This window comes from Streptomyces sp. NPDC006743 (genome assembly GCF_040703815.1).
Classification (GTDB): Bacteria; Actinomycetota; Actinomycetes; order Streptomycetales; family Streptomycetaceae; genus Streptomyces.
The window spans coordinates 1-19,033 of sequence record NZ_JBEYJA010000001.1 but is presented as its reverse complement, the minus strand read 5'-3'; the positions used below and the strand labels follow the sequence as shown (position 1 = coordinate 19,033).

The window sequence follows — 19,033 nt, the reverse complement described above, 5'->3', positions numbered from 1 at the left end:
TGTATGCAGGAAGAAACCGCGCGGTCCGCCATCGACATGTTCCTCTCCTCGTTCAACGCCTCGCACGACCGCTACGTGCCGGCCCTGCTCTCCCAGGCCCTGACCTCCGACGTGGTCTTCTGGGGGCCGTTGGGCCGCAGCGAGGGGATCGAGGCGGTCGAGCGGTTCGTGCTCGACATCCGTCGCCACCCGGCGGGGACCGGCACCATGGTGCGCTGTTCGGCGGTGGACATGCCTGGCGAGTGGGCCCGGTACCGGTGGGCCTTCACCACGCCGGACGGAGGCCCCCGCCTGGCGGGAACGGATGTCGTCCATCTACGGCGGAACCTCCTCGACCAGGTGATCGTCTTCGCGGGGGAGATCAAGCCGTCCGCCTCCTGAGCGGTCCTCCTGGGCCCCGCCCTTCCCCCTGGGACGCCGCCCTTCCCCTTGAACCGGCCGGTTCGGCGCCCCGGGTCATGGGGCGCGGCTCGGGCGAGGACGACGCGACGACGTCCGCGCCACGAGCCCGTTCTTCGGGGTCCTCGATGACCACTGCTGGTGGTGCCGGCCGCGGCCGTGGTGGGGGTCGGCGCGGGGTACCTGGTTCGCCGCTCCGGTGGGTCGTATCCCGCAGCGGCGCTGCGGGCCGGAGCGGCATTCGGAGCCACGCTGGTCGTGGTGGTGACGGTGACCGGGACCCTGGCCGCCGTGGCCGCCCTGCTGCGGTGATCGCGCCGGCTGCTCTCGGCGCTCATGGCGAGGCAGGGACCTTGCCGGACAGATACCGCTGGACCGCCGCGAGTTCACGGTCACGGTCGCGTGCGACACGGGCGAGATCGTCGCCGTCACGGGCGATGGCCGCCTCCTGGTAGGCGGATTCGACCGCGAACCAGACGCCGGCCAGATTCGTCCGCTGCTTGCAGGCGACGTCTGTCCGGGCCTGCGCGAGTTCCGTCTGATCGGGCTCGGGGAGGTCCAACGCGGACAACCGGGCCGAGGCGCTCAGCGGGTCGGCGGCCACGCGGTAACCGTTCCGCTCCATGCACCGCTGCCAGCGGCGGAAGACGTCCGTGACGCGCGGGTCCCGGGACGAAGCGACGAAACTCTCGGCTTTGATGCGGGAGACGATGCCGTCCGCTCCGGTGCCGGGCCCCTGGAGGCCGTCCGACGCCGAGGACCGCGCTCCCAGCGCGCGGTCGGGAGCGCCGTAACACCCGTTCACCGCAACGCGCCGGCCCAGATACTCGGTGATCCGTTCGCCGGTGGTCACGTCGACACCGCTGAGGACGGTCCGCGCCCCGGCGGACAGGGCCGGTGGCTTGGCCTGTGCCCGACCGGCGGTGGCGGCGGACGCAGGTGCGTCGCGAGGCACGTGATAGCCCCAAGTCCGCGCCGTTTCGGGGTCGGTGACACCGTAGCGCCGGAACATCACCGAGTACTGGAGGACTTGTTCGCCCGTGGCGGGGGCGTGACTGACGGGATAGGTGAAGCCGAACCCGCGCATGCAGTCGCGCACCAGCGAGGCCGCCGCCCAGTCGTACCGCGCGGTCTGCGCCGGAGTCAGCATGTACCGCTCGATGGGCAGGTGCAGGGACTGAACGTCCGCGCCGGCGGTGGGCGTGGCCGCGGGCGGGACCTCCTGACCGGGCTGGGCGCGGCCGGAGGTGCATGCCGTCGTGAGGGCCAGCAGGAGCGCGCACGGAGCGACAGGCCGGCAGGCGGAGCGGAAGAACCCCATGGTGTTGTCTCCTTGCCAGGCGGGGCCGCCGGTGGAGCGCGGCCCCGCACCGGATCACATCGGCCGGACGGACCGGGTCAGTGGCCCACGCCCGGGCAACGGGTGTGGTCCGAAATGGCTATGGACGCCTCGTCGTTGCGCAGGTAGTCCTTGAGGTTGCCGCCCTTGCCGGGACTGAGCCAGTTCGAGTTCCCCTGGAAGTCCTGCGAGTACCAGATGCCGACGTTGCAGGCGGAGGAGGCGTTCTCCGCGGAGGCCGCGTTGTTGCGCACGGCCTGACCGGCGCCCGCCGAGCCGTGGCCGTCGGAGGAGAACGTGGCGCCGCTGAGGTTGCGCACGGCGGTGGACTTGGACTTCCAGGCCGCGCCCTCGGCCCCCGGCGAGTAGTAGAGGCAGAAGAAGTACGGGCTGGTCGTCCCGCACCGCACCGGCGAGCTGTTGGTGTTCCAGCCGTCGATCGTGTCGCTGGTGGCGCTGGACTGCCCGGCCAGGACACCGACCAGGGCGAGTGAGGCGGCGGCCGCTGTCCCGAGCCGCGCGACCATGCGCTGTGCATACATGTGGGTTCCTCGTTTCTCCTCGCACCCCGATGAGGCGCGAGAGGGATCAAAGACGGTTCCTGAAGGGGGGAGCGCTTCATGGCGTGCCCGGGTGGCAGCCGTCGGCGCCCGCACGGGCAGGCGAGGCCCCCGCCGGCCGGTGCCGTTCCTCCGGCCGGGAGGGGGCACCTGCCGGGCCCGCTCCATCAGGATTCCTTCGTCGTCCGTGGCCGATCGAGCAGATTCGGGCTGCGCCGAATGGCGGACAAACGGCTTGCCCAGCCCGCTCGTTGGGGCGCGGGCGGCGATCCGGCGGTGTGCCGTCCTGATTCGGTCTGGACCGGACTTGGAGATTCACGAAGGATCACCCTCGGCTCTTAGAGCTGCGAACAAAAGGGGCGCCCGGCTCGCGACGCCCGGCACGCACGCTCGCGGCGTTGCCGAAAGGTCCTGGTAGCTCCGCTACCAGGACCTTCCGGCGCCTTGCGATCGCACGCACCGGACGCCGCGAGCTGACCGGACTCCCCTTCTGTTCGCAGCTCTTACGCACCGGGCACGGGGGGAAGCATGGTCTACCGCATTCACTTCACGGTCGAGGACCTGATGAGGACCCGGGTGGCGCAGCCCTCGCCACTGATGGAACTGGCCGCCGCGGTACGCATCCTGCAGAGCCGCAGCCACCCGGTGCGGTTCGGGGCGTGGAGACACGCCGCCTTCGCCGGCTTGGAGCCCATGGCCCGGATGGTCCTCGACCTGATCCCGCCAGGGGGCTGGGCGCCCACGTTCCTGAGTTCCGCCGGCACGGGCGAGCCGCACGAGCTGCTGGACCGGGCGCGCGCCGCACCCCGTTCCCGGGTCCGCGAGGACCTGGCCCACATAGCGGAACGGCAGCCGCTCCCGCCGTGGGCCCGCCACCTGGCCGACGACCGCGACCTGCGGCGGCGGCTCCACGAGAGCCTGGATCACGTCCACGACGTGCTGCTGTCCCCCCACTGGGCCCGTGTCGTCGGCGAAGCAACGGCCGACCAGGGGATACGGATGCGGCATCTGCTCACCGGGGGAGTGGAAGCCCTGTTCGCCTCGCTCGACCCGCGGCGGATCCGCTGGACGGCACCCGTCCTGGAAGTCGCCATGGTCTCCGGTTTCGATGGCGACCTGTACCTCGAAGGCCGAGGGCTGCTCCTCGTCCCTTCGGTCTTCGGAGCGGACTCGCCCGCCATCGACATCGACGCCGAACCACAGCCCGTGGTGAGGTACCCCGTCGGCCACGGCTCCGCGCCACCCCTCACGACGCCGGTCCGCCCGGCCCCGACCGCAGCACACACTTCACTGAGTTCTCTGATGGGCCGGACCCGCGCCTCCGTGCTGTACGCCATCGCCCAGCACCCCAGCTGCTCGACCAAGGAACTCGCCGCTCTCACGGGCATGACGCCCCCCAGCGCCAGCGAACACGCGACCACCCTGCGCGCGGCCGGACTGATCCACACGGTCCGGCACCGCAACACGGCACTCCACAGCCCCACCCCCATGGGGATCGCCCTGCTCAACTCCGCGCCACGCGCGGGAGTGTGACGGTGCGTCAGAGGAACCGGAACGGCTGAGTCTCCAGTGCCCCGGGTCCGGGCCCGCAGGCCGGACCCGTTCCACCTGGTGGACGAGCATTGACATCCGTTCGGGTCATTGTCTTAACTACGTGCCCAGAACGGTCATGAGTGTCAGCGACAAGCCCTGGCTGGCTGACCGGCAACCCTCGCACCGCGGTGGGGTGCCCCAGGCGACGACCGGACCGATGAGACTTCGGTAAGCGCGAGGCCCACAGGGCCGGAACAGTGACGGTGACGCCATGTACGCAGCTCCCAGGACGGCGACACGCCGCCCGCAGAGCCGCGTGTCGCCGTACCCGACCCCCCTCGTCGTCGATCGCGCCATCGATCTGCTCCGCGTGAACAGCGCACTGTGTACCGCACCGGGCAGCGCCCGCTGCCGGGGCTGACACCTCTCCGCAGCCCCCGCCTCCCCTGACCGGCACCGCCCGAGCGGTGTGCCGTCGTCCTCCACGCCCCCGGTGCCTCGCCGTCGTCCGCGCCTTCGCGCGCCGCCGCGCTTCCGGGGTGTCCCCACCCAGCCGGAGCCCACCATGAGTGAACCCCCTGGCGCCACCGTCACCCTCGCCGAAGCGCCGACCACCGAGGGACGTCAGCAGACCCTCACCGCCCAGCGAGTCCTGCCGCTACGGCGGCCGGGACGCTGGATCGCCACCGCGGCAGTCCTGGTCCTGGTCGCCCAGTTCGTCCACGGACTGGTCTCCAACCCCTTCTACCAGTGGGACCGCTTCGGCTACTGGTTCCTGCGGCCGAACATCCTCGACGGACTCCTCATCACCTGCGAAGTAACCGCCTACAGCGCGGTGCTGGGCCTCCTCGGCGGCATCCTGCTGGCCCTGGCCCGGCTGTCGAGGAGCCCGGTGCTGCGCGCGGTCAGCTGGACCTACGTCTGGGCGCTGCGCTCCATCCCGCTCATCGTGGTGCTGATCTTCCTCTACAACTTCAGCGCCCTCTACAAGACGCTGAGTGTCGGTGTCCCCTTCGGGCCGGCCTTCTTCTCCTTCGACGAGTCCCGGCTCGCCACCGACATGGCCGTCGCCGTCGTCGGCCTCAGCCTCAACGAGGCCGCCTACGCCGCCGAGGTGGTCCGCGGCGGCATCCTCTCCGTCGACCAGGGCCAGCACGAGGCGGCCACCGCGCTCGGTCTGCCGAAGAGCTACCAGTTCCGGAGGATCGTCTTCCCGCAGGCGCTGCGTTCGATCGTCCCGAACTACGTCAACCAGCTCATCGGTCTCGTCAAGGGCACCTCGCTGGTCTTCTACGTCTCCCTGCTGGACCTGTTCGGCACCGCCCAGTCCATGGGCTCCACCTACCCCGGCGACATCGTGCCGCTGCTGCTGGTCGTCACCGTCTGGTACCTGGTCCTGACCAGCGTCGTCTCCGTTCTCCAGTTCTACGTCGAGCGGTACTACGCCCGCGGTGCCACCCGCAGCCTGCCGCCGACGCCGCTGCAGAGGCTCCGCACCGGTCTCGGCGACCTGCGGACCCGCATCCGCCGGGAGGCCGCCGTATGACCGCCAAGACCCTGCAAGCCCTGGCCGCCGTCGAGCCCGCCACCGTGGAAGTGCACGACGTGCACAAGTGGTACGGCTCCCACCGGGTGCTGAACGGCATCGACCTGACCGTCCGCCCCGGCGAGGTCACCGTCATCCTCGGTCCGTCCGGCTCCGGGAAGTCCACCCTGCTGCGGGTCATCAACCACCTGGAGCAGCCCGACATCGGCCACGTCAGCATCAACGGCGAGCTGATCGGCGTGAAGCGGCAGGGCGAGCGGCTGAGGGAGCTGAGCGAGCGGGCCATCCTCACCCAGCGCGCCCGGATCGGCTTCGTCTTCCAGAACTTCCACCTCTTCCCGCACCTGACCGTCCTCGACAACGTGGCCGCCGCGCCGGTCGCCACCGGGAGGCTCGGCAAGCCCGAGGCGCTGGAACTCGCGCGCGAACTCCTCGGCCGGGTCGGCCTCGCCGACAGGACCGGCGCCTATCCACGCCGGCTCTCCGGTGGCCAGCAGCAGCGTGTCGCCATCGCCCGCGCCCTCGCGCTGCGTCCCGGCGTCATCCTCTTCGACGAACCGACCTCCGCCCTGGACCCCGAACTCGTCGGCGAGGTCCTCGCCGTCATCAAGGACCTGGCGACCAGCGGCACCACCCTCGTCATCGTCACCCACGAGATCGGCTTCGCCCGCGAGATCGCCGACCGGGTCGTCTTCATCGACGGCGGAAAGATCGTCGAACAGGGGCCGCCCACCGAGGTCCTCGACAGCCCCCGGCACGAGCGGACCCGCGACTTCCTCGGCAAGGTCCTCTGACACACCGCACCCCGCGACCACCCCACCCCGCTCCCTCACCTGAAGCGACAAGGAACAGCCATGTCTGCCCACGTCACCCGACGCAGCCTGACACGCGGCATCACCGCGGCGACCGCCGTCGCCACCCTCGCCACCGGGCTCGCCGCCTGCGGCGGCGACAGCGAAGCCGCCACGGCGGTGAGCGACACCGCCGGCACGGTCACCGTCGGCCGGCTGTCCAACGGTGCCGCCAAGGAGACCACCTTGAAGGTCCCGGAGGTCAAGTCCATCAGCGCCGAGCTGCCCGCCGCCGTCAGGAAGAGCGGCAAACTGGTGATCGGCTCCGGCACCCTGCCGTCAGGCTCCCCGCCGCTGGGCTTCGTGGGCAGCGACCAGAAGACCCTCACCGGTTCCGAGGCCGACCTGGGCAGACTGGTCGCGGCCGTCCTCGGCCTCGAACCGGAGGTCAAGCGGTTCACCTGGGAGAACCTCTTCGTCGGCATCGACAGCGGCAAGGTGAACGTCGGCTTCTCGAACATCACCGACACCGAGGAGCGCAAGCGCACGTACGAGTTCGCCTCCTACCGCAAGGACGACCTCGCCTTCGAGACGCCCAAGTCCTCGAAGTGGACCTTCGACGGCGACTACCAGGCTCTCGCGGGCAAGACCGTCTCGGTCGGCGCGGGCACCAACCAGGAGCGGATCCTGCTGGAGTGGCAGAAGAAGCTCCGGAGCGAGGGCAAGAAGCTCACCGTCAAGTACTTCCAGGACAACAACAGCCTCTACCTGGCCCTGAACAGCGGCAAGATCGACGCCTTCCTGGGCCCCAGCCCCAACCTCTCCTACCACGTCACCCAGACCGCGAGCACCCCCGACGCGACCAGGATCGCCGGCCGGTACTCCGGCGCCGGCGAGGCCCTCCAAGGGCTGATCGCGGCGACCGCGAAGAAGGGCAGCGGCCTGGCCAAGCCTCTCACCGACGCGATCAACCACCTGATCCAGAACGGCCAGTACGCCCAGTGGCTCGCCGCCTGGAACCTCTCCGGCGACGCCGTCACCAAGTCCGAGGTCAACCCGCCCGGACTGCCGCTCGACAACTCCTGACCACCGCGTGCCCCGGACTCCACCGCCGCCCGCGGCGGAGTGCCCGCGCGCCGCACACCCGAGCCGCCCACGGAGAACGCCACGCCATGTCCGTCACCACCCTCGACGCCGGCCCCTCGCACATCCTGGACAACCCCGCCTGGGCCGCGCTGACCGGACCCCACGCCCACCTCGCCCGACGCGTCGGCCGTGCCGCCCGCTACCACGAGGAGGTGGCCCCCTTCCACGCCGTCTCCGACGAGACCGACCCGCGCGCCTGGGCCGACCTCGCCACGCTCGTCGGCCCCGGCGGCACCGCCTCGGTGCGCGGCGTCACCGAGACACCGCAGGGCTGGGAGATCCTGCGCACCGGACACGGCGTCCAGCTCGTGGACACCGGTGTGCGCGCGGAGCCCGACCGCGAGGCCGTCCGGCTCGGCCCCGACGACGTACCCGAGATCCTCGGCCTGGTCGCCCGCACCCGGCCGGGGCCCTATCTGCCCCGCACCGTCGAGATGGGCACCTACCTCGGCATCCGCCACCACGGCCGGCTGATCGCCCTGGCCGGCGAGCGGCTGCACCCGCCCGGCTGGAGGGAGATCAGCGCCGTGTGCACCGACCCGGACCACCGCGGCCGGGGGCTGGCCACCCGCCTCGTCCGCGCGGTCGCCGCCGGCATCAGGGAGCGCGGTGAACGCCCCTTCCTGCACGCCGTGGCCACCAACGCGAACGCGATCCGGCTGTACGAGTCGATCGGCTTCACCCTGCGCCGCCGTACGGTCTTCTCGCTGGTGCGGCACACCGGCGCCGCCGCTTCGCAGGAAACGGCATAGCCATGACCTCGCGCTCGTCGCGGGCGGCCGCCCCAACCGTCGGGGCGCAGGTGCCACAAGTGACACCTGCGCGCCGCGTCGTCCGCCTCCCCTCCCCGCCCCGCGTCGGCCCGCAGCGCGTGCCCGGCTTCCTCTGTTGCTCCTGACCCGGATTCCCCAGCGCCGCGCGCCCCGGTTCCCGCGGGCCGGCGATCTCGTACGGACCTCCAGGAAGGCATCCACCCGTGTCCCCTTCTCCTTCGCTGCACCTCGCCGTGGCCCTCGACGGCACCGGCTGGCACCCCGCCTCCTGGCGCGAGCAGGCCGCCCGCCCCAGGGACCTGTTCACCGCCGGATACTGGGCCGACCTGGTCGCCGAGGCCGAGCGCGGCCTGCTCGACTTCGTCACCTTCGAGGACGGACTCGGCCTGCAGTCCTCGCACTACGGCGAACCGGACGGCCGCACCGACCAGGTCCGCGGCCGCCTGGACGCCGTACTGATCGCGTCCCGCATCGCACCCCTCACCCGGCACATCGGACTGGTGCCGACCGTGATCGCCACCCACACGGAGCCGTTCCACATCTCCAAGGCGATCGCCACCCTCGACCACGTCAGCGCCGGCCGGGCCGGCCTGCGGATGCAGATCAGCGCCCGCCCGCACGAGGCCGCCCACTTCGGCCGCCGCACCTTCCCGCCGCTGAGCCTGGAGGAGTTGCGGACCCCGGCCGGACAGGAGCGGCTGGCCGGCCTGTTCGACGAGGCCGCCGACCACGTCGAGGTCGTGCGCCGGCTCTGGGACAGCTGGGAGGACGACGCCGAGATCCGGGACGTGGCCACCGGCCGCTTCATCGACCGGGACAAACTCCACTACATCGACTTCGAGGGAAAGTACTTCAGCGTCAAGGGACCCTCCATCACTCCACGCCCGCCCCAGGGCCAGCCGCTGGTCACCGCCCTGGCCCACCAGACCGTCCCGTACCGGCTGGTGGCCCGTCAGGCCGATGTCGGCTACGTCACCCCGCACGACGCCGGGCAGGCCCGCGCGATCGTCGCCGAGATCCGGGCCGAGCAGGAGGCGGCCGGGCGGGCCGGTGAACTCCTGCACGTCTTCGGTGACCTGGTGGTCTTCCTGGACGCCGAGCAGGCCGCCGCGGAGGACCGGCGCGCACGCCTCGACGCCCTGGCGGGGGAGCCGTACACCAGCGACGCCCGCGTCTTCGCCGGTACGCCCGCCCAGCTCGCCGATCTGCTCCAGGAACTCCACAGCGCCGGGCTGACCGGTTTCCGCCTGCGGCCCGCCGTCGCCGGACACGACCTGCCGGCCATCACCCGCGGGCTGGTCCCCGAGCTCCAGCGCCGCGGCGTCTTCCGCACCGCCTACGAGGCCGGCACCGTCCGCGGCCTGCTGGGCCTGCCCCGCCCCGTCAACCGCTACGCCGCCTGAGCCGGAGGGACCGTACCCACCATGAGCAAGCCGCTGAAGCAGATCCACCTGGCCGCGCACTTCCCGGGCGTCAACAACACCACCGTGTGGAGCGACCCGCGCGCCGGCAGCCACATCGAGTTCAGCTCCTTCGTCCACTTCGCGCGGACCGCCGAACGGGCCAAGTTCGACTTCCTGTTCCTCGCCGAGGGCCTGCGCCTGCGCGAACAGGGCGGGCAGATCTACGACCTGGACGTCGTCGGCCGCCCCGACACCTTCACCGTCCTGGCCGCGCTCGCCGCCGTCACCGACCGTCTCGGCCTGACCGGCACCATCAACTCCACGTTCAACGAGCCCTACGAGGTGGCCCGCCAGTTCGCCAGCCTCGACCACCTCTCCGGCGGCCGCTCCGCCTGGAACGTGGTCACCTCCTGGGACGCGTTCACCGGCGAGAACTTCCGCCGCGGCGGCTTCCTGCCGCAGGAGGAGCGCTACTCCCGCGCCGAGGAGTTCCTGGCCACGGCGAACGAACTCTTCGACTCCTGGCACGGCGACGAGATCGTCGCCGACCAGGAGACCGGGGTCTTCCTGCGCGATGCCGAGCCGGGCTCGTTCACCCACACGGGGAAACACTTCGACATCCGGGGGCAGTTCGACGTGCCGCGCTCCCCGCAGGGCCGTCCGGTGATCTTCCAGGCCGGCGACTCCGAGGAGGGCCGTGAGTTCGCCGCGTCGAGCGCCGACGCCATCTTCAGCCGGTACGCCACCTTGAAGGAGGGCCAGGCGTTCTACACGGACGTCAAGAACCGCCTCGCCAAGTACGGCCGCCGCCCCGAGCAGCTGCTCATCCTGCCCGCCGCGACCTTCGTGCTCGGCGACACCGACCAGGAGGCCGCCGAACTCGCTCGCGAGGTGCGCCGGCAGCAGGTCAGCGGCGCCACTGCCCTCAAGCACCTGGAGTTCGTCTGGAACCGCGACCTGTCGGCGTACGACCCCGAGGGGCCGCTGCCCGACGTCGACCCCGTGGTCAGCGAGGAGCACATAGCGCGGGGCCGCGCCCAGGTGCGGATGTACCGGGACCCGATCGCCGTCGCCCGGCAGTGGCGGCAGCTCGCCGAGGCCAACAAGTGGTCCATCCGCGACCTGGTCGTCAACACCGGCAACCGGCAGACCTTCGTCGGCTCCCCGGCCACCGTCGCGCAGACCATCGACGACTTCGTGCAGGCCGACGTCTCCGACGGCTTCATCCTCGTCCCGCACCTCACCCCCGGCGGCCTCGACCCCTTCGCCGACAAGGTCGTCCCGCTCCTGCAGGAGCGGGGCGTCTTCCGCACCGACTACGAGGGCACGACCCTGCGCGACCACCTCGGCCTCGCCCATCCCGGCTCCCTGCCGGGCGAGCAGCGGGTGGCGTCGTGAAATTCCTGGCCGTCACCCTCATCGTGCACCGCCCGGACCCCGTCACCGGGATACAGAAGCCGACCCACGACCGCTTCCGCGAGGTTCTTGACAACGCCCTGCTGGCCGAGGAGCTGGGCTTCGACGGCTTCGGCGTGGGGGAGCGGCACGAGCGGCCGTTCATCTCCTCGTCCCCGACCGTCGTCCTCAGCCACGTGGCCGCCCTGACGAAGCGGATCCGCCTGTTCACGGCCGTCACGACGCTGAGCCTGCTGGACCCGGTCCGGGCATACGAGGACTACGCCACGCTCGATCACCTGTCCGACGGGCGCCTCGACCTGATCATCGGCAAGGGCAACGGCGCCGCCCAGCGCGACCTGTTCCACGTCACGCCCGAGGACCAGTGGAGCCGCAACGCCGAGAGCTACGAGGTCTTTCACAAGCTGTGGCGGCAGGACAAGGTCACCGCCGCGACCCGCTTCCGTCCTCCGCTGACCGACGCCGAGGTGTGGCCACGGCCCTACCAGCGGCCGATCCGGGTCTGGCACGGCAGCGCCACCAGCAAGAAGTCCGTCGACCTGGCCGCCCGTTACGGCGACCCGCTGTTCTCGGCGAACGTCACCCACCCCATCGAGCCGTACGCCGAGCTGGTCCGCCACTACCGGCAGCGGTGGGACCACTACGGTCACGACCCGGCACGGATCGCCGTCGGCGCCGGCACCGCGGGCATCTGCGTCGCCCCCACCTCGCAGGAGGCGCTGGCCGCGTACCGGCCGGTCTTCGAGGCCAACCGGGCGCTCGCCGAGAAGAGCGGCCTGCCGGTCGTCTTCGAGACCCTGGAGGACTTCGCCGAACGCAGCTCCGCCCTGATCGGCAGCCCGCAGCAGGTCATCGACAAGGTGCACCGCTACCACGAACAGCTCGGGCACACCGTGCTGCACCTGCACGCCGACGCGAGCGGGCTGACGGAATCCCGGCACCGCGCCTCACTGGAGCTGTTCCAGACCGAAGCCGCCCCCGTCCTGCGCCGCGAGATCCCGGACCCGCCGTTCGCATGGGGACCCGTGCTTCCTGCACCACCGCTTTCCCAGGAGTCCGCCCATGTCTGACATCCCCCTCGGCATCCTCGACCTGGTCCCGATCCCGTCGGGATCGACGGCAGCCGACGCCCTGCGCAACTCGATCGACCTCGCACAGCGGGCCGAGCGCCTCGGTTACGCCCGCTACTGGTTCGCCGAACACCACCTCAACCCGGGCGTGGCCGGCACGTCACCCGCCGTCGTCCTGGCGCTGACCGCATCCGCCACCTCCACCATCCGGCTCGGCTCCGGGGCCGTACAGCTCGGACACCGCACCGCGCTGTCCACCGTGGAGGAGTTCGGACTGCTCGACGCACTGCACCCGGGCCGGTTCGATCTGGGACTGGGCCGCTCGGGCGGCCGCCCGCCGGGACAGCCGGCCGCACCGTCGCCGACGGCGACCCCGGTCGTCGACGGCCGCGCCCCGAACGGCCTGTTGATCCCGCCTCGCTTCTCCTTCGAGCGTCTGCTCGGGTCACCGCGCACAGCGCTGCAGCGCAGACTGCTCCTGCTGCCGGGCGCCGAGTCACAGGACTACACCGAGCAGATCGACGACCTCCTCGCCCTGCTGGCCGGCACCTACCGCTCACCGGAGGGCGTCGAGGCGCACGTCGTGCCGGGGGAGGGCGCCGAGGTGGACGTGTGGATCCTCGGCAGCAGCGGTGGTCAGAGCGCCGAGACGGCGGGCGCCAGGGGGCTGCGGTTCGCGGCGAACTACCACGTCAGCCCGGCGACGGTGCTGGAGGCGGTGGAGGGCTACCGGTCCCGTTTCCAGCCCTCCGAGTTCCTCGACGAGCCGTACGTCAGCGTCTCGGCGGACGTCGTCGTCGCCGAGGACGACGACGCCGCCCGTGAACTCGCCACCGGATACGGCCCGTGGGTGCGCAGCATCCGCACCGCCGAGGGCGCCATCGAGTTCCCGACGCCGCAGGAAGCGCGCGCCCGTACGTGGACCGACGAGGACCGGGCCCTCGTCCAGGACCGCCTCGACACCCAGTTCACGGGATCGCCGGCCCGGGTGGCCGACCGGCTGGAACAGCTCCAGGAGGCGACGGGCGCGGACGAATTGCTCATCACGACGATCACCCACGACCACACGGACCGGGTCCGTTCGTACGAACTGCTCGCGCAGGAATGGCGCCGCCGGGGGCACTCCTTCCGTTCGAGCTGATGCCCGCGGGCACTCCACCGACCGGAAGCAGCGCTTCGGCGTGGCTCGCCTCGTCGCCGCGCCGAAGCCGTGGGCGGCGACGTGGCGCAGCCGCGCCCCGGACGGCGGCCGGTGCAGGCCGGTCCGGTGCCGGGCCACGGGGGAGCGGAGCCGGTGACCGCGACGGGCCGTGCCCCGCGGTGTCGACGACGACATGGACCGGCCGGAGGGACGATCCCTGTCATTCGGTGAGCGCGGCGGTGATGAGGGCCTTGATGTACGGCAGGTCGTCGCCGGCCCCGGTCGGGTTCAGGGAGTACACCAGGCGGTGCCGGAGGTCGCGGGTGGCGAAGAAGCCGTTGTCCCAGCCGGGACGGGAACCGGTCTTGCCCCACACCTCCTCGCCGTCCGGAAGCTGGTAGCGCATGAGCCCGCCGATGCTGTAACAGGCGTCCGGGCCGGAGCAGTTCTTGTTGTCGCGGCCGTTCGTCGCGGCCGGCACCTCGAAGACCAGTTTCTGCTCGGCGGGCGGGAGCAGGCGGCCCCGGAACAGCGCGGTCGTGAACCGGTCCAGGTCTGCGGCGGTGGAGATCAGGCCTCCCTCGGCCCACGGGTACGGGCTCTGCTCGGTCACGTCCTGCCCCTCGACGTACACCTCCGCGTGCGGCGAGGGGATCGTGGGATCGTCGGCGGCGGGCAGGCTGGTGTGGCGCAGACGCAGCGGGCGGATGATCTTGCGCTCCAGCTCGGTGCTGAAGGAGTGGCCGGTGACCTTCTCCACGATCAGACCGAGGACGAAGGAGTTGAGCCCGTTGTACTGCTGCTCGCGACCGGGTTCGGGCGGCGTGCCGGTGGCCGCGGCGAACGATGCGCGCAGGAGGCCTTCGGGCGTCACGGATCTCAACTGCCATCCGGGTCCGTCGGCCGGTCCGGGCGTCGGGGCGGGCTTGGGCAGGCCGCTGGTGTGGTCGAGGAGGTGGTGCACGGTGACGCCGTCGTACGCCTTTGGCAGCACCTCGGGGACGTACCGCCGTGCCGGTGCGTCCAGGTCGATCCGGTGCTCGGCGACGAGCTGGAGCACCACCGTGTTGGTGAAGGCTTTCGTGACGCTGCCGGCCCGGAGGTACGCGTCGGCGGTGACCGGGCCGGCAGCGGCACCCACGCCGTCCTGCCTGACCACTGCGCCTGCGACGATGTCGTCGGGCAAGTGACCGAGGATGTCCTGGACGGTGGGCCGCGCGGACGCCGGGGCACCGGAGGCGGCAGGTGCGGCGGACGCGGGCAGAACCGCACCGGCCGTGAGAGCAGAGGCCAGGAGAAGGGTGGTGACGGCAAGGCGCAGGTGCATCGAGGTACCTCCGGCGGGGCTCACGTGATTAGGCTGACCACGTCAACTCTGCTGCTTGGCAGCGGCGTTGCCCATCAGTGATCACCCTGACGGCGACCCTGAACCGCCCCTGACCCACCACCCCCCCGCCGTCAGGGCCCGGATCCGCCGTCGTCGACCGCGACCACGACGTCAGGAGCACACCCGTGACAGCCGCGATGTCCTTCCTGCTCGAACGCCTGCACACGGCCGGCCTGACCGATGTCGTCGCGGCCGAGCCGGCCACCGGCGGCCTCGCCGCGACCGCGGGGATCGCGCGCCGCGGGGACGGCACGCCGGTGTTCGTCAAGGCGTTCGAGGAGCCGCCGTCGGACGACGCGTTCGCCGCGGAAGCCGAAGGACTCACCGTGCTGCGTGAGGCGGGCGGCATCGTCACGCCCGAGATCGTCCGCGCCGACCGCGACCTGCTCGTCCTGTCCGTGCTGGAGACCCGGCCGGACACCGAGGCCTTCTGGGAGCGGTTCGCGCATGCGCTCGCCCGCCTGCACACCACCACGCGGCACCCCCGGTTCGGGTGGCACCGGGACAACTGGCTGGGCCGTCGCCGGCAGGTCAACGCCTGGGACGACGACGGGTTCGAGTTCTTCGCCCAGCACCGCCTGCTGCGCTGGCTCGGCGAACATCGCGTCCGGGAGGCGCTCGACGCCGCGGACCGGGCGGCGCTGGAGCGGCTGTGCGACCGGCTGCCCGAGCTGCTGCCGGTCAGGCCCGCGTGCCTGACGCACGGCGACCTGTGGGCCCAGAACGTCATGGCCACCCCTGACGGACGGCCCGCGCTGATCGATCCGGCCGTGTCGTACATGTGGGCCGAGGTCGACCTGGCCCACCTGTGGACGACGGCGCCGCCGCCCGAGGCACACGTGTTCTTCGGGCTGTACGCCGAGCTGACCGGACTCGACCGCGACTGGCGCGCACGCATGCCGATCCTCCAGCTGCGCCAGCACCTGGCCGTCATCGCCCAGTTCGAACCCGACTGGGGCGCCGCCGATCTCGTGCGCGCCACCCTCGCCCCGTTCCGGCGGCGTCCCTGAGCCCGGCCGAGCAGACGCCGGACACGGCGCCGGCGCCGGGAGTCAGCCCCCGAGGGACTTCCCGAGCCGGTCATCGGGCGCCAGGGTGCGCAGGACGTCGAACTCGTTTCCCTCCGGGTCGGCCATGACCACCCAGCTCCGGCCGGGGCCCTGGCCCACGTCCGTCCTGGTGGCGCCGAGGCCGAGCAGCCTGGTCACCTCGTCCTCGGTGCTGCCGTCGATCGGGCTGACGTCGAGATGGAGCCGGTTCTTGGCGGTCTTGCCCTCGGGCACACGGATGAACACCAGGGTGGGCGGCATCTGGCGGGCCCGCACCTCCTCGACGGTCGGCACCCAGGAGCCGATCTCGACCTTGCCCTCCGCCCGGTCGATCACCTTGAAGTCCAGCACCTCGCACCAGAAGGCCGCGAGCCTCTCCGGATCGTCGCAGTCAACGGTCAGTTCGGTGAACCTGCTTGTCATGCTTCTCCCAGACAGTAGGAACGAGGTCGCGGGCGGGTCGTGGCCCGCCTGGCGGATCCGAGATGGTTTCGGCCGGGGAACCGCCCGCGGCCCCTGGCCCGGCACCGGCACCGGCGCCCGCTCACCGTGCCCGCTGAGCGTTCACCGGGGGATGCGCGTCACCGCTGTCCGCGCCGAGGCCCGCGAGCAGGCGCAGCCCGTTCTCGTCGGGGCTGCCGGGGGCCGCGGACAGCACCAGCAGTTCCATGCCTGACTTGTCCGGCAGCGGGAAGTTCTCCTGGTGCAGCTCCAGGCGGCCGACCAGCGGGTGCCGGTAGGCCTTGCGGCCATGTGTGCGGGCACGCACGTCCGCGCGGGCCCAGAGGCGGCGGAAGCGCTCGCTGCCCATCGCCAGCTCTCCGATGAGCGAGGCCAGGCGGGGGTCCTCGGGGAACTTCCCGGCGGCCAGACGCAGGTGCCCGACCGCGTCGAGGGTGCAGTTCTCCCAGTCCGCGTAGAGGCCGTCCTCGGCCTCCTCCAGAAAGATGTGACGGGCCGTGTTCAGGCCCGGGATCGGCCGGCCGTAGAGGAGTTTGGCGAGACGGTTCCCGGCGAGCACGTCCAAGCGGTGGTCCATGATCAGCGCGGGGGCGTCGGCGACCAGGTCGAGGAGGCGCAGCAGCTCCGGCCGGACCCGCCCGCTCGGCGCCTTCGCGCGGCGGCGGCGCTGCCGGGCGAGCCGGTAGAGGTGCTCGTGCTCGGTCTCGTCCAGGCGCAGGACGCGGGCCAGCGCGTCGAGGACCTGCTCGGAGGGCTGGGTCGCACGGCCCTGCTCCAGACGTACGTAGTAATCGACGCTGACTCCGGACAGATGCGCCACCTCTTCCCGGCGCAGCCCTTCGACCCGGCGGCGACTGTCGGCGGGGATGCCGACGGCCGCCGGGGCGACCCGGGAACGCCGGGTCCGCAGGAAGCCCGCGAGATCGTCCATGTCCCCAGTATGGCCTCGCCGGTGTCCGTGAAGGTGGCCCTGCCGTTACCAGGAAGTCCCGTCCGACGGAGAAGGAGCCCCTGAACGCCGGGCGCCGGGACGTCCAGGATCTGATGCACCCGATCCGAAGGAGTCCCCATGAAGACGCTGATCGTCTACGCCCACCCGGAGCCCGAGTCGCTCAACGGCTCGCTCAAGGACCTCGCGGTGTCCACCCTGCGGGCCGCCGGGCACGAGGTACGGGTGAGCGATCTGTACGCGATGAACTGGAAGGCGGTCGTGGACGCCGCGGACTACGGGCCCCACGCCTCGAGTCCGCTGAAGGTCGTCCGGGACTCGGGCCGGGCCTTCGAGGCGGGGACGCTCACCCCGGACGTCCTCGCCGAGCAGGAGAAGCTGCTGTGGGCCGACACGATCGTCTTCCAGTTCCCGCTGTGGTGGTACACCATGCCCGCGATCCTCAAAGGCTGGGTGGACCGGGTGTTCACCTACCGTTTCGCGTACGGCGTCGGCGAGCACAGCGACACCAAGTACGGTGAGCGCTTCGGCGAAGGCACCCTCGCGGGCAGGAGGGCTCTGCTGTCGGTGACCGTCGGCGGCCCGGAGCCGCATTACGCCGCTCGCGGGATCAACGGCCCCATCGACGATCTGCTGTTCCCGATCCAGCACGGCATCCTCTACTACCCGGGCATCGAGGTACTGCCGCCTTTCGTGGTGTACGGCGCCGATCGGATGACCAGCGAGGACTACCAGGAGGTCGCCAAGACCTGGGAGCAACGCCTGCTCACCCTGGAGTCGACCGAGCCGATCGCGTTCCGGCGGCAGAACTTCGGGGACTACGAGATCCCCTCGCTGCACCTGAAGGAGGGACTGGAGCCGGCCGGCCGCACGGGTTTCGGGCTGCACGTCCGCGGCTGACCGCCCGCGAGGGACGGAGCGAACGGGGCGCGGACACCCGGGGGCGGAGCCAGGGCGTGACGGCGTTCACCGGTGGGTGAGCGATGAGGGCCTGCTGCGGTCGGGTGTGAAGGTCGCGATCCACACCGAACCCAGAAGGCCCTCACCAGTTCAGGCACCCGGCACGCGTGTCACCGACGTCCCGGGACGGGACACTTAGAGGTCCTAACAGAAGTTATTGATCAAGTAACCATCGGCTTGTCTGCTCGTTGGTCGGGTCGTGGGGAAGCGTGAGTCGCGGCCGTGGATCGTGTCGGACGAACTGTGGTCGCTCATCGAGCCGTTGCTGCCGGAGCCGGGCCCCAAGCTGGTGGCAGGCCGGCCGCGGGTGCCGGACCGGCAGGCCCTGTGCGGGATCCTGTTCGTGCTGCATACCGGGATTCAGTGGGAGTACCTGCCGCAGGAGTTGGGCTTCGGCTCCGGCATGACCTGCTGGCGGCGTCTGGCCGCCTGGAATGAGGCCGGCGTGTGGGAGAAGCTGCACCTGGTGCTGCTGAAGAAGCTGCGGTCGGCGAAGCAGCTGGACTGGTCGCGGGCGGTGATCGACTCCTCCCACGTGCGGGCGGCCCGGCGGGGCCCAAAAGCGGTCCCAGCCCGGTCGACCGTGCACGGCCGGGCAGCAAGCACCACGTCCTTGTCGACGGTCAGGGCGTCCCGCTCGCGGTGTCGCTGACCGGCGGAAACCGCAACGACGTCACCCAGCTCGTGCCCTTGCTGGACAAGGTTCCCGCGGTGGCCGGCGTCGTCGGCCGGCCGCGCAGACGGCCGGACATGCTCTTCGCGGACCGCGGCTACGACCACGACAAGTACCGACGCCTGCTGTGGAAGCGCGGCATCCGACCCGTGATCGCGGAACGCGGACAGCCACACGGCTCCGGTCTGGGCATCTTCCGCTGGGTCGTCGAGCGGACGATCTCCTGGCTGCACGGCTTTCGCCGCCTGCGAACCCGCTGGGAGAGACGCGACGACATTCATGAAGCCTTCCTCGGCCTCGCCACCTGCCTCATCACCCACCGCCACGTTCAACGCCTTTGTTACTGAGGTTGAACTCGTGATGTCGTGGAGTTGCTCAGGCGGGCCTGATGGTCAGGCCGGTCTCGGTGAGGCAGCCGTCTATGAGGTGACTGCGG

General features: G+C 71.3%; 19 protein-coding genes and 1 riboswitch. Of the genes, 14 read left to right on the top strand and 5 right to left on the bottom strand.

The genetic code is table 11. The features are described from left to right. Positions 1-3: 3 nt before the first annotated feature. Both ABZ719_RS00095 and ABZ719_RS00090 read left to right on the top strand, forming a co-directional pair. On the top strand, positions 4-381 hold the full coding sequence (locus ABZ719_RS00095; protein ID WP_366722962.1) for a nuclear transport factor 2 family protein: 378 nt from the start codon (positions 4-6) through the stop codon (positions 379-381). Between the two features lie 159 nt (positions 382-540). Further along, positions 541-711, top strand: a complete 171-nt coding sequence (locus ABZ719_RS00090; protein WP_366722961.1) for a hypothetical protein — start codon at positions 541-543, stop codon at positions 709-711. A 22-nt stretch (positions 712-733) separates the two neighbouring features. Here the strand turns inward: ABZ719_RS00090 and ABZ719_RS00085 are convergent, their stop codons facing one another. Continuing rightward, positions 734-1,720 (bottom strand): hypothetical protein, encoded by a 987-nt coding sequence (locus tag ABZ719_RS00085; protein WP_366722960.1) that lies wholly within the window; start codon positions 1,718-1,720, stop codon positions 734-736. A gap of 77 nt (positions 1,721-1,797) precedes the next feature. After that, positions 1,798-2,280 carry a hypothetical protein gene (locus ABZ719_RS00080; protein ID WP_366722959.1) on the bottom strand — a complete coding sequence of 161 codons (483 nt, stop codon included), beginning with the start codon at positions 2,278-2,280 and terminating at the stop codon, positions 1,798-1,800. A 546-nt stretch (positions 2,281-2,826) separates the two neighbouring features. Between ABZ719_RS00080 and ABZ719_RS00075 the strand changes: the two genes are divergently transcribed. The 9 genes from ABZ719_RS00075 to ABZ719_RS00035 all read left to right on the top strand — a co-directional run bounded on the left by ABZ719_RS00075 (position 2,827) and on the right by ABZ719_RS00035 (position 13,117). After that, complete coding sequence (locus ABZ719_RS00075; protein WP_366722958.1) at positions 2,827-3,831, top strand: MarR family transcriptional regulator; 1,005 nt, start codon at positions 2,827-2,829, stop codon at positions 3,829-3,831. A gap of 132 nt (positions 3,832-3,963) precedes the next feature. After that, positions 3,964-4,072, top strand: a riboswitch (SAM riboswitch). Between the two features lie 324 nt (positions 4,073-4,396). Continuing rightward, the gene (locus ABZ719_RS00070) at positions 4,397-5,377 is read left to right on the top strand and encodes an amino acid ABC transporter permease (protein ID WP_366722957.1); all 981 of its coding nucleotides are present in this window, start codon (positions 4,397-4,399) and stop codon (positions 5,375-5,377) included. After that, the gene (locus ABZ719_RS00065; protein ID WP_366722956.1) at positions 5,374-6,171 is read left to right on the top strand and encodes an amino acid ABC transporter ATP-binding protein; all 798 of its coding nucleotides are present in this window, start codon (positions 5,374-5,376) and stop codon (positions 6,169-6,171) included. Before ABZ719_RS00070 ends, ABZ719_RS00065 begins: the two co-directional genes overlap by 4 nt. Before the next feature lie 60 nt (positions 6,172-6,231). Continuing rightward, on the top strand, positions 6,232-7,254 hold the full coding sequence (locus ABZ719_RS00060; protein ID WP_366722955.1) for a transporter substrate-binding domain-containing protein: 1,023 nt from the start codon (positions 6,232-6,234) through the stop codon (positions 7,252-7,254). 86 nt (positions 7,255-7,340) lie between these two features. Then, complete coding sequence (locus ABZ719_RS00055; RefSeq protein WP_366722954.1) at positions 7,341-8,066, top strand: GNAT family N-acetyltransferase; 726 nt, start codon at positions 7,341-7,343, stop codon at positions 8,064-8,066. Positions 8,067-8,290: 224 nt separating this feature from the next. Then, positions 8,291-9,490, top strand: coding sequence for an LLM class flavin-dependent oxidoreductase (locus ABZ719_RS00050; RefSeq protein WP_366722953.1), 1,200 nt, complete (start codon positions 8,291-8,293; stop codon positions 9,488-9,490). Between the two features lie 21 nt (positions 9,491-9,511). Next, complete coding sequence (locus ABZ719_RS00045) at positions 9,512-10,888, top strand: NtaA/DmoA family FMN-dependent monooxygenase (RefSeq protein WP_366722952.1); 1,377 nt, start codon at positions 9,512-9,514, stop codon at positions 10,886-10,888. Further along, entirely contained in the window at positions 10,885-11,976 is a 1,092-nt protein-coding gene (locus ABZ719_RS00040) for an LLM class flavin-dependent oxidoreductase (RefSeq protein WP_366722951.1), read from the top strand. Before ABZ719_RS00045 ends, ABZ719_RS00040 begins: the two co-directional genes overlap by 4 nt. Next, positions 11,969-13,117: an LLM class flavin-dependent oxidoreductase gene (locus ABZ719_RS00035; protein ID WP_366722950.1), complete on the top strand. Its 1,149-nt coding sequence runs from the start codon at positions 11,969-11,971 to the stop codon at positions 13,115-13,117. Before ABZ719_RS00040 ends, ABZ719_RS00035 begins: the two co-directional genes overlap by 8 nt. A gap of 220 nt (positions 13,118-13,337) precedes the next feature. Here ABZ719_RS00035 and ABZ719_RS00030 read toward each other — a convergent pair whose 3' ends face one another. Continuing rightward, complete coding sequence (locus tag ABZ719_RS00030) at positions 13,338-14,444, bottom strand: serine hydrolase domain-containing protein (protein WP_366722949.1); 1,107 nt, start codon at positions 14,442-14,444, stop codon at positions 13,338-13,340. Between the two features lie 185 nt (positions 14,445-14,629). Here ABZ719_RS00030 and ABZ719_RS00025 point away from each other — a divergent pair, with 185 nt between their 5' ends. Next, positions 14,630-15,514: a fructosamine kinase family protein gene (locus tag ABZ719_RS00025; RefSeq protein WP_366722948.1), complete on the top strand. Its 885-nt coding sequence runs from the start codon at positions 14,630-14,632 to the stop codon at positions 15,512-15,514. A 42-nt stretch (positions 15,515-15,556) separates the two neighbouring features. On the opposite strand, the gene ABZ719_RS00020 is transcribed toward ABZ719_RS00025, so the two are convergent. Then, a complete protein-coding gene (locus ABZ719_RS00020; protein ID WP_366722947.1) occupies positions 15,557-15,976 on the bottom strand; it encodes a VOC family protein in 420 nt (139 codons plus the stop codon). 121 nt (positions 15,977-16,097) lie between these two features. Further along, complete coding sequence (locus ABZ719_RS00015) at positions 16,098-16,946, bottom strand: helix-turn-helix transcriptional regulator (RefSeq protein WP_366722946.1); 849 nt, start codon at positions 16,944-16,946, stop codon at positions 16,098-16,100. Positions 16,947-17,084: 138 nt separating this feature from the next. Here ABZ719_RS00015 and ABZ719_RS00010 point away from each other — a divergent pair, with 138 nt between their 5' ends. Both ABZ719_RS00010 and ABZ719_RS00005 read left to right on the top strand, forming a co-directional pair. Beyond that, a complete protein-coding gene (locus ABZ719_RS00010) occupies positions 17,085-17,864 on the top strand; it encodes an NAD(P)H-dependent oxidoreductase (RefSeq protein ID WP_366722945.1) in 780 nt (259 codons plus the stop codon). 259 nt (positions 17,865-18,123) lie between these two features. Then, positions 18,124-18,944, top strand: a protein-coding gene (locus ABZ719_RS00005; protein WP_366722944.1) for an IS5 family transposase whose coding sequence is annotated in 2 segments (ribosomal slippage) — positions 18,124-18,475 and positions 18,475-18,944 — 822 coding nt in all. Because the reading frame shifts where the segments join, the coding sequence is not laid out codon by codon here. The last annotated feature ends 89 nt before the right edge of the window (positions 18,945-19,033 follow it).

What these genes read in the sequence shown, in the direction of transcription:
- ABZ719_RS00095 (WP_366722962.1), top strand. Translation starts at nt 4, where the DNA reads ATGCAGGAAGAAACCGCGCGGTCCGCCATCGACATGTTCCTCTCCTCG.
- ABZ719_RS00085 (WP_366722960.1), bottom strand. Translation starts at nt 1,720, where the DNA reads ATGGGGTTCTTCCGCTCCGCCTGCCGGCCTGTCGCTCCGTGCGCGCTC.
- ABZ719_RS00080 (WP_366722959.1), bottom strand. Translation starts at nt 2,280, where the DNA reads ATGTATGCACAGCGCATGGTCGCGCGGCTCGGGACAGCGGCCGCCGCC.
- ABZ719_RS00075 (WP_366722958.1), top strand. Translation starts at nt 2,827, where the DNA reads ATGGTCTACCGCATTCACTTCACGGTCGAGGACCTGATGAGGACCCGG.
- ABZ719_RS00070 (WP_366722957.1), top strand. Translation starts at nt 4,397, where the DNA reads ATGAGTGAACCCCCTGGCGCCACCGTCACCCTCGCCGAAGCGCCGACC.
- ABZ719_RS00065 (WP_366722956.1), top strand. Translation starts at nt 5,374, where the DNA reads ATGACCGCCAAGACCCTGCAAGCCCTGGCCGCCGTCGAGCCCGCCACC.
- ABZ719_RS00060 (WP_366722955.1), top strand. Translation starts at nt 6,232, where the DNA reads ATGTCTGCCCACGTCACCCGACGCAGCCTGACACGCGGCATCACCGCG.
- ABZ719_RS00055 (WP_366722954.1), top strand. Translation starts at nt 7,341, where the DNA reads ATGTCCGTCACCACCCTCGACGCCGGCCCCTCGCACATCCTGGACAAC.
- ABZ719_RS00045 (WP_366722952.1), top strand. Translation starts at nt 9,512, where the DNA reads ATGAGCAAGCCGCTGAAGCAGATCCACCTGGCCGCGCACTTCCCGGGC.
- ABZ719_RS00035 (WP_366722950.1), top strand. Translation starts at nt 11,969, where the DNA reads ATGTCTGACATCCCCCTCGGCATCCTCGACCTGGTCCCGATCCCGTCG.
- ABZ719_RS00030 (WP_366722949.1), bottom strand. Translation starts at nt 14,444, where the DNA reads ATGCACCTGCGCCTTGCCGTCACCACCCTTCTCCTGGCCTCTGCTCTC.
- ABZ719_RS00020 (WP_366722947.1), bottom strand. Translation starts at nt 15,976, where the DNA reads ATGACAAGCAGGTTCACCGAACTGACCGTTGACTGCGACGATCCGGAG.
- ABZ719_RS00015 (WP_366722946.1), bottom strand. Translation starts at nt 16,946, where the DNA reads ATGGACGATCTCGCGGGCTTCCTGCGGACCCGGCGTTCCCGGGTCGCC.
- ABZ719_RS00010 (WP_366722945.1), top strand. Translation starts at nt 17,085, where the DNA reads ATGAAGACGCTGATCGTCTACGCCCACCCGGAGCCCGAGTCGCTCAAC.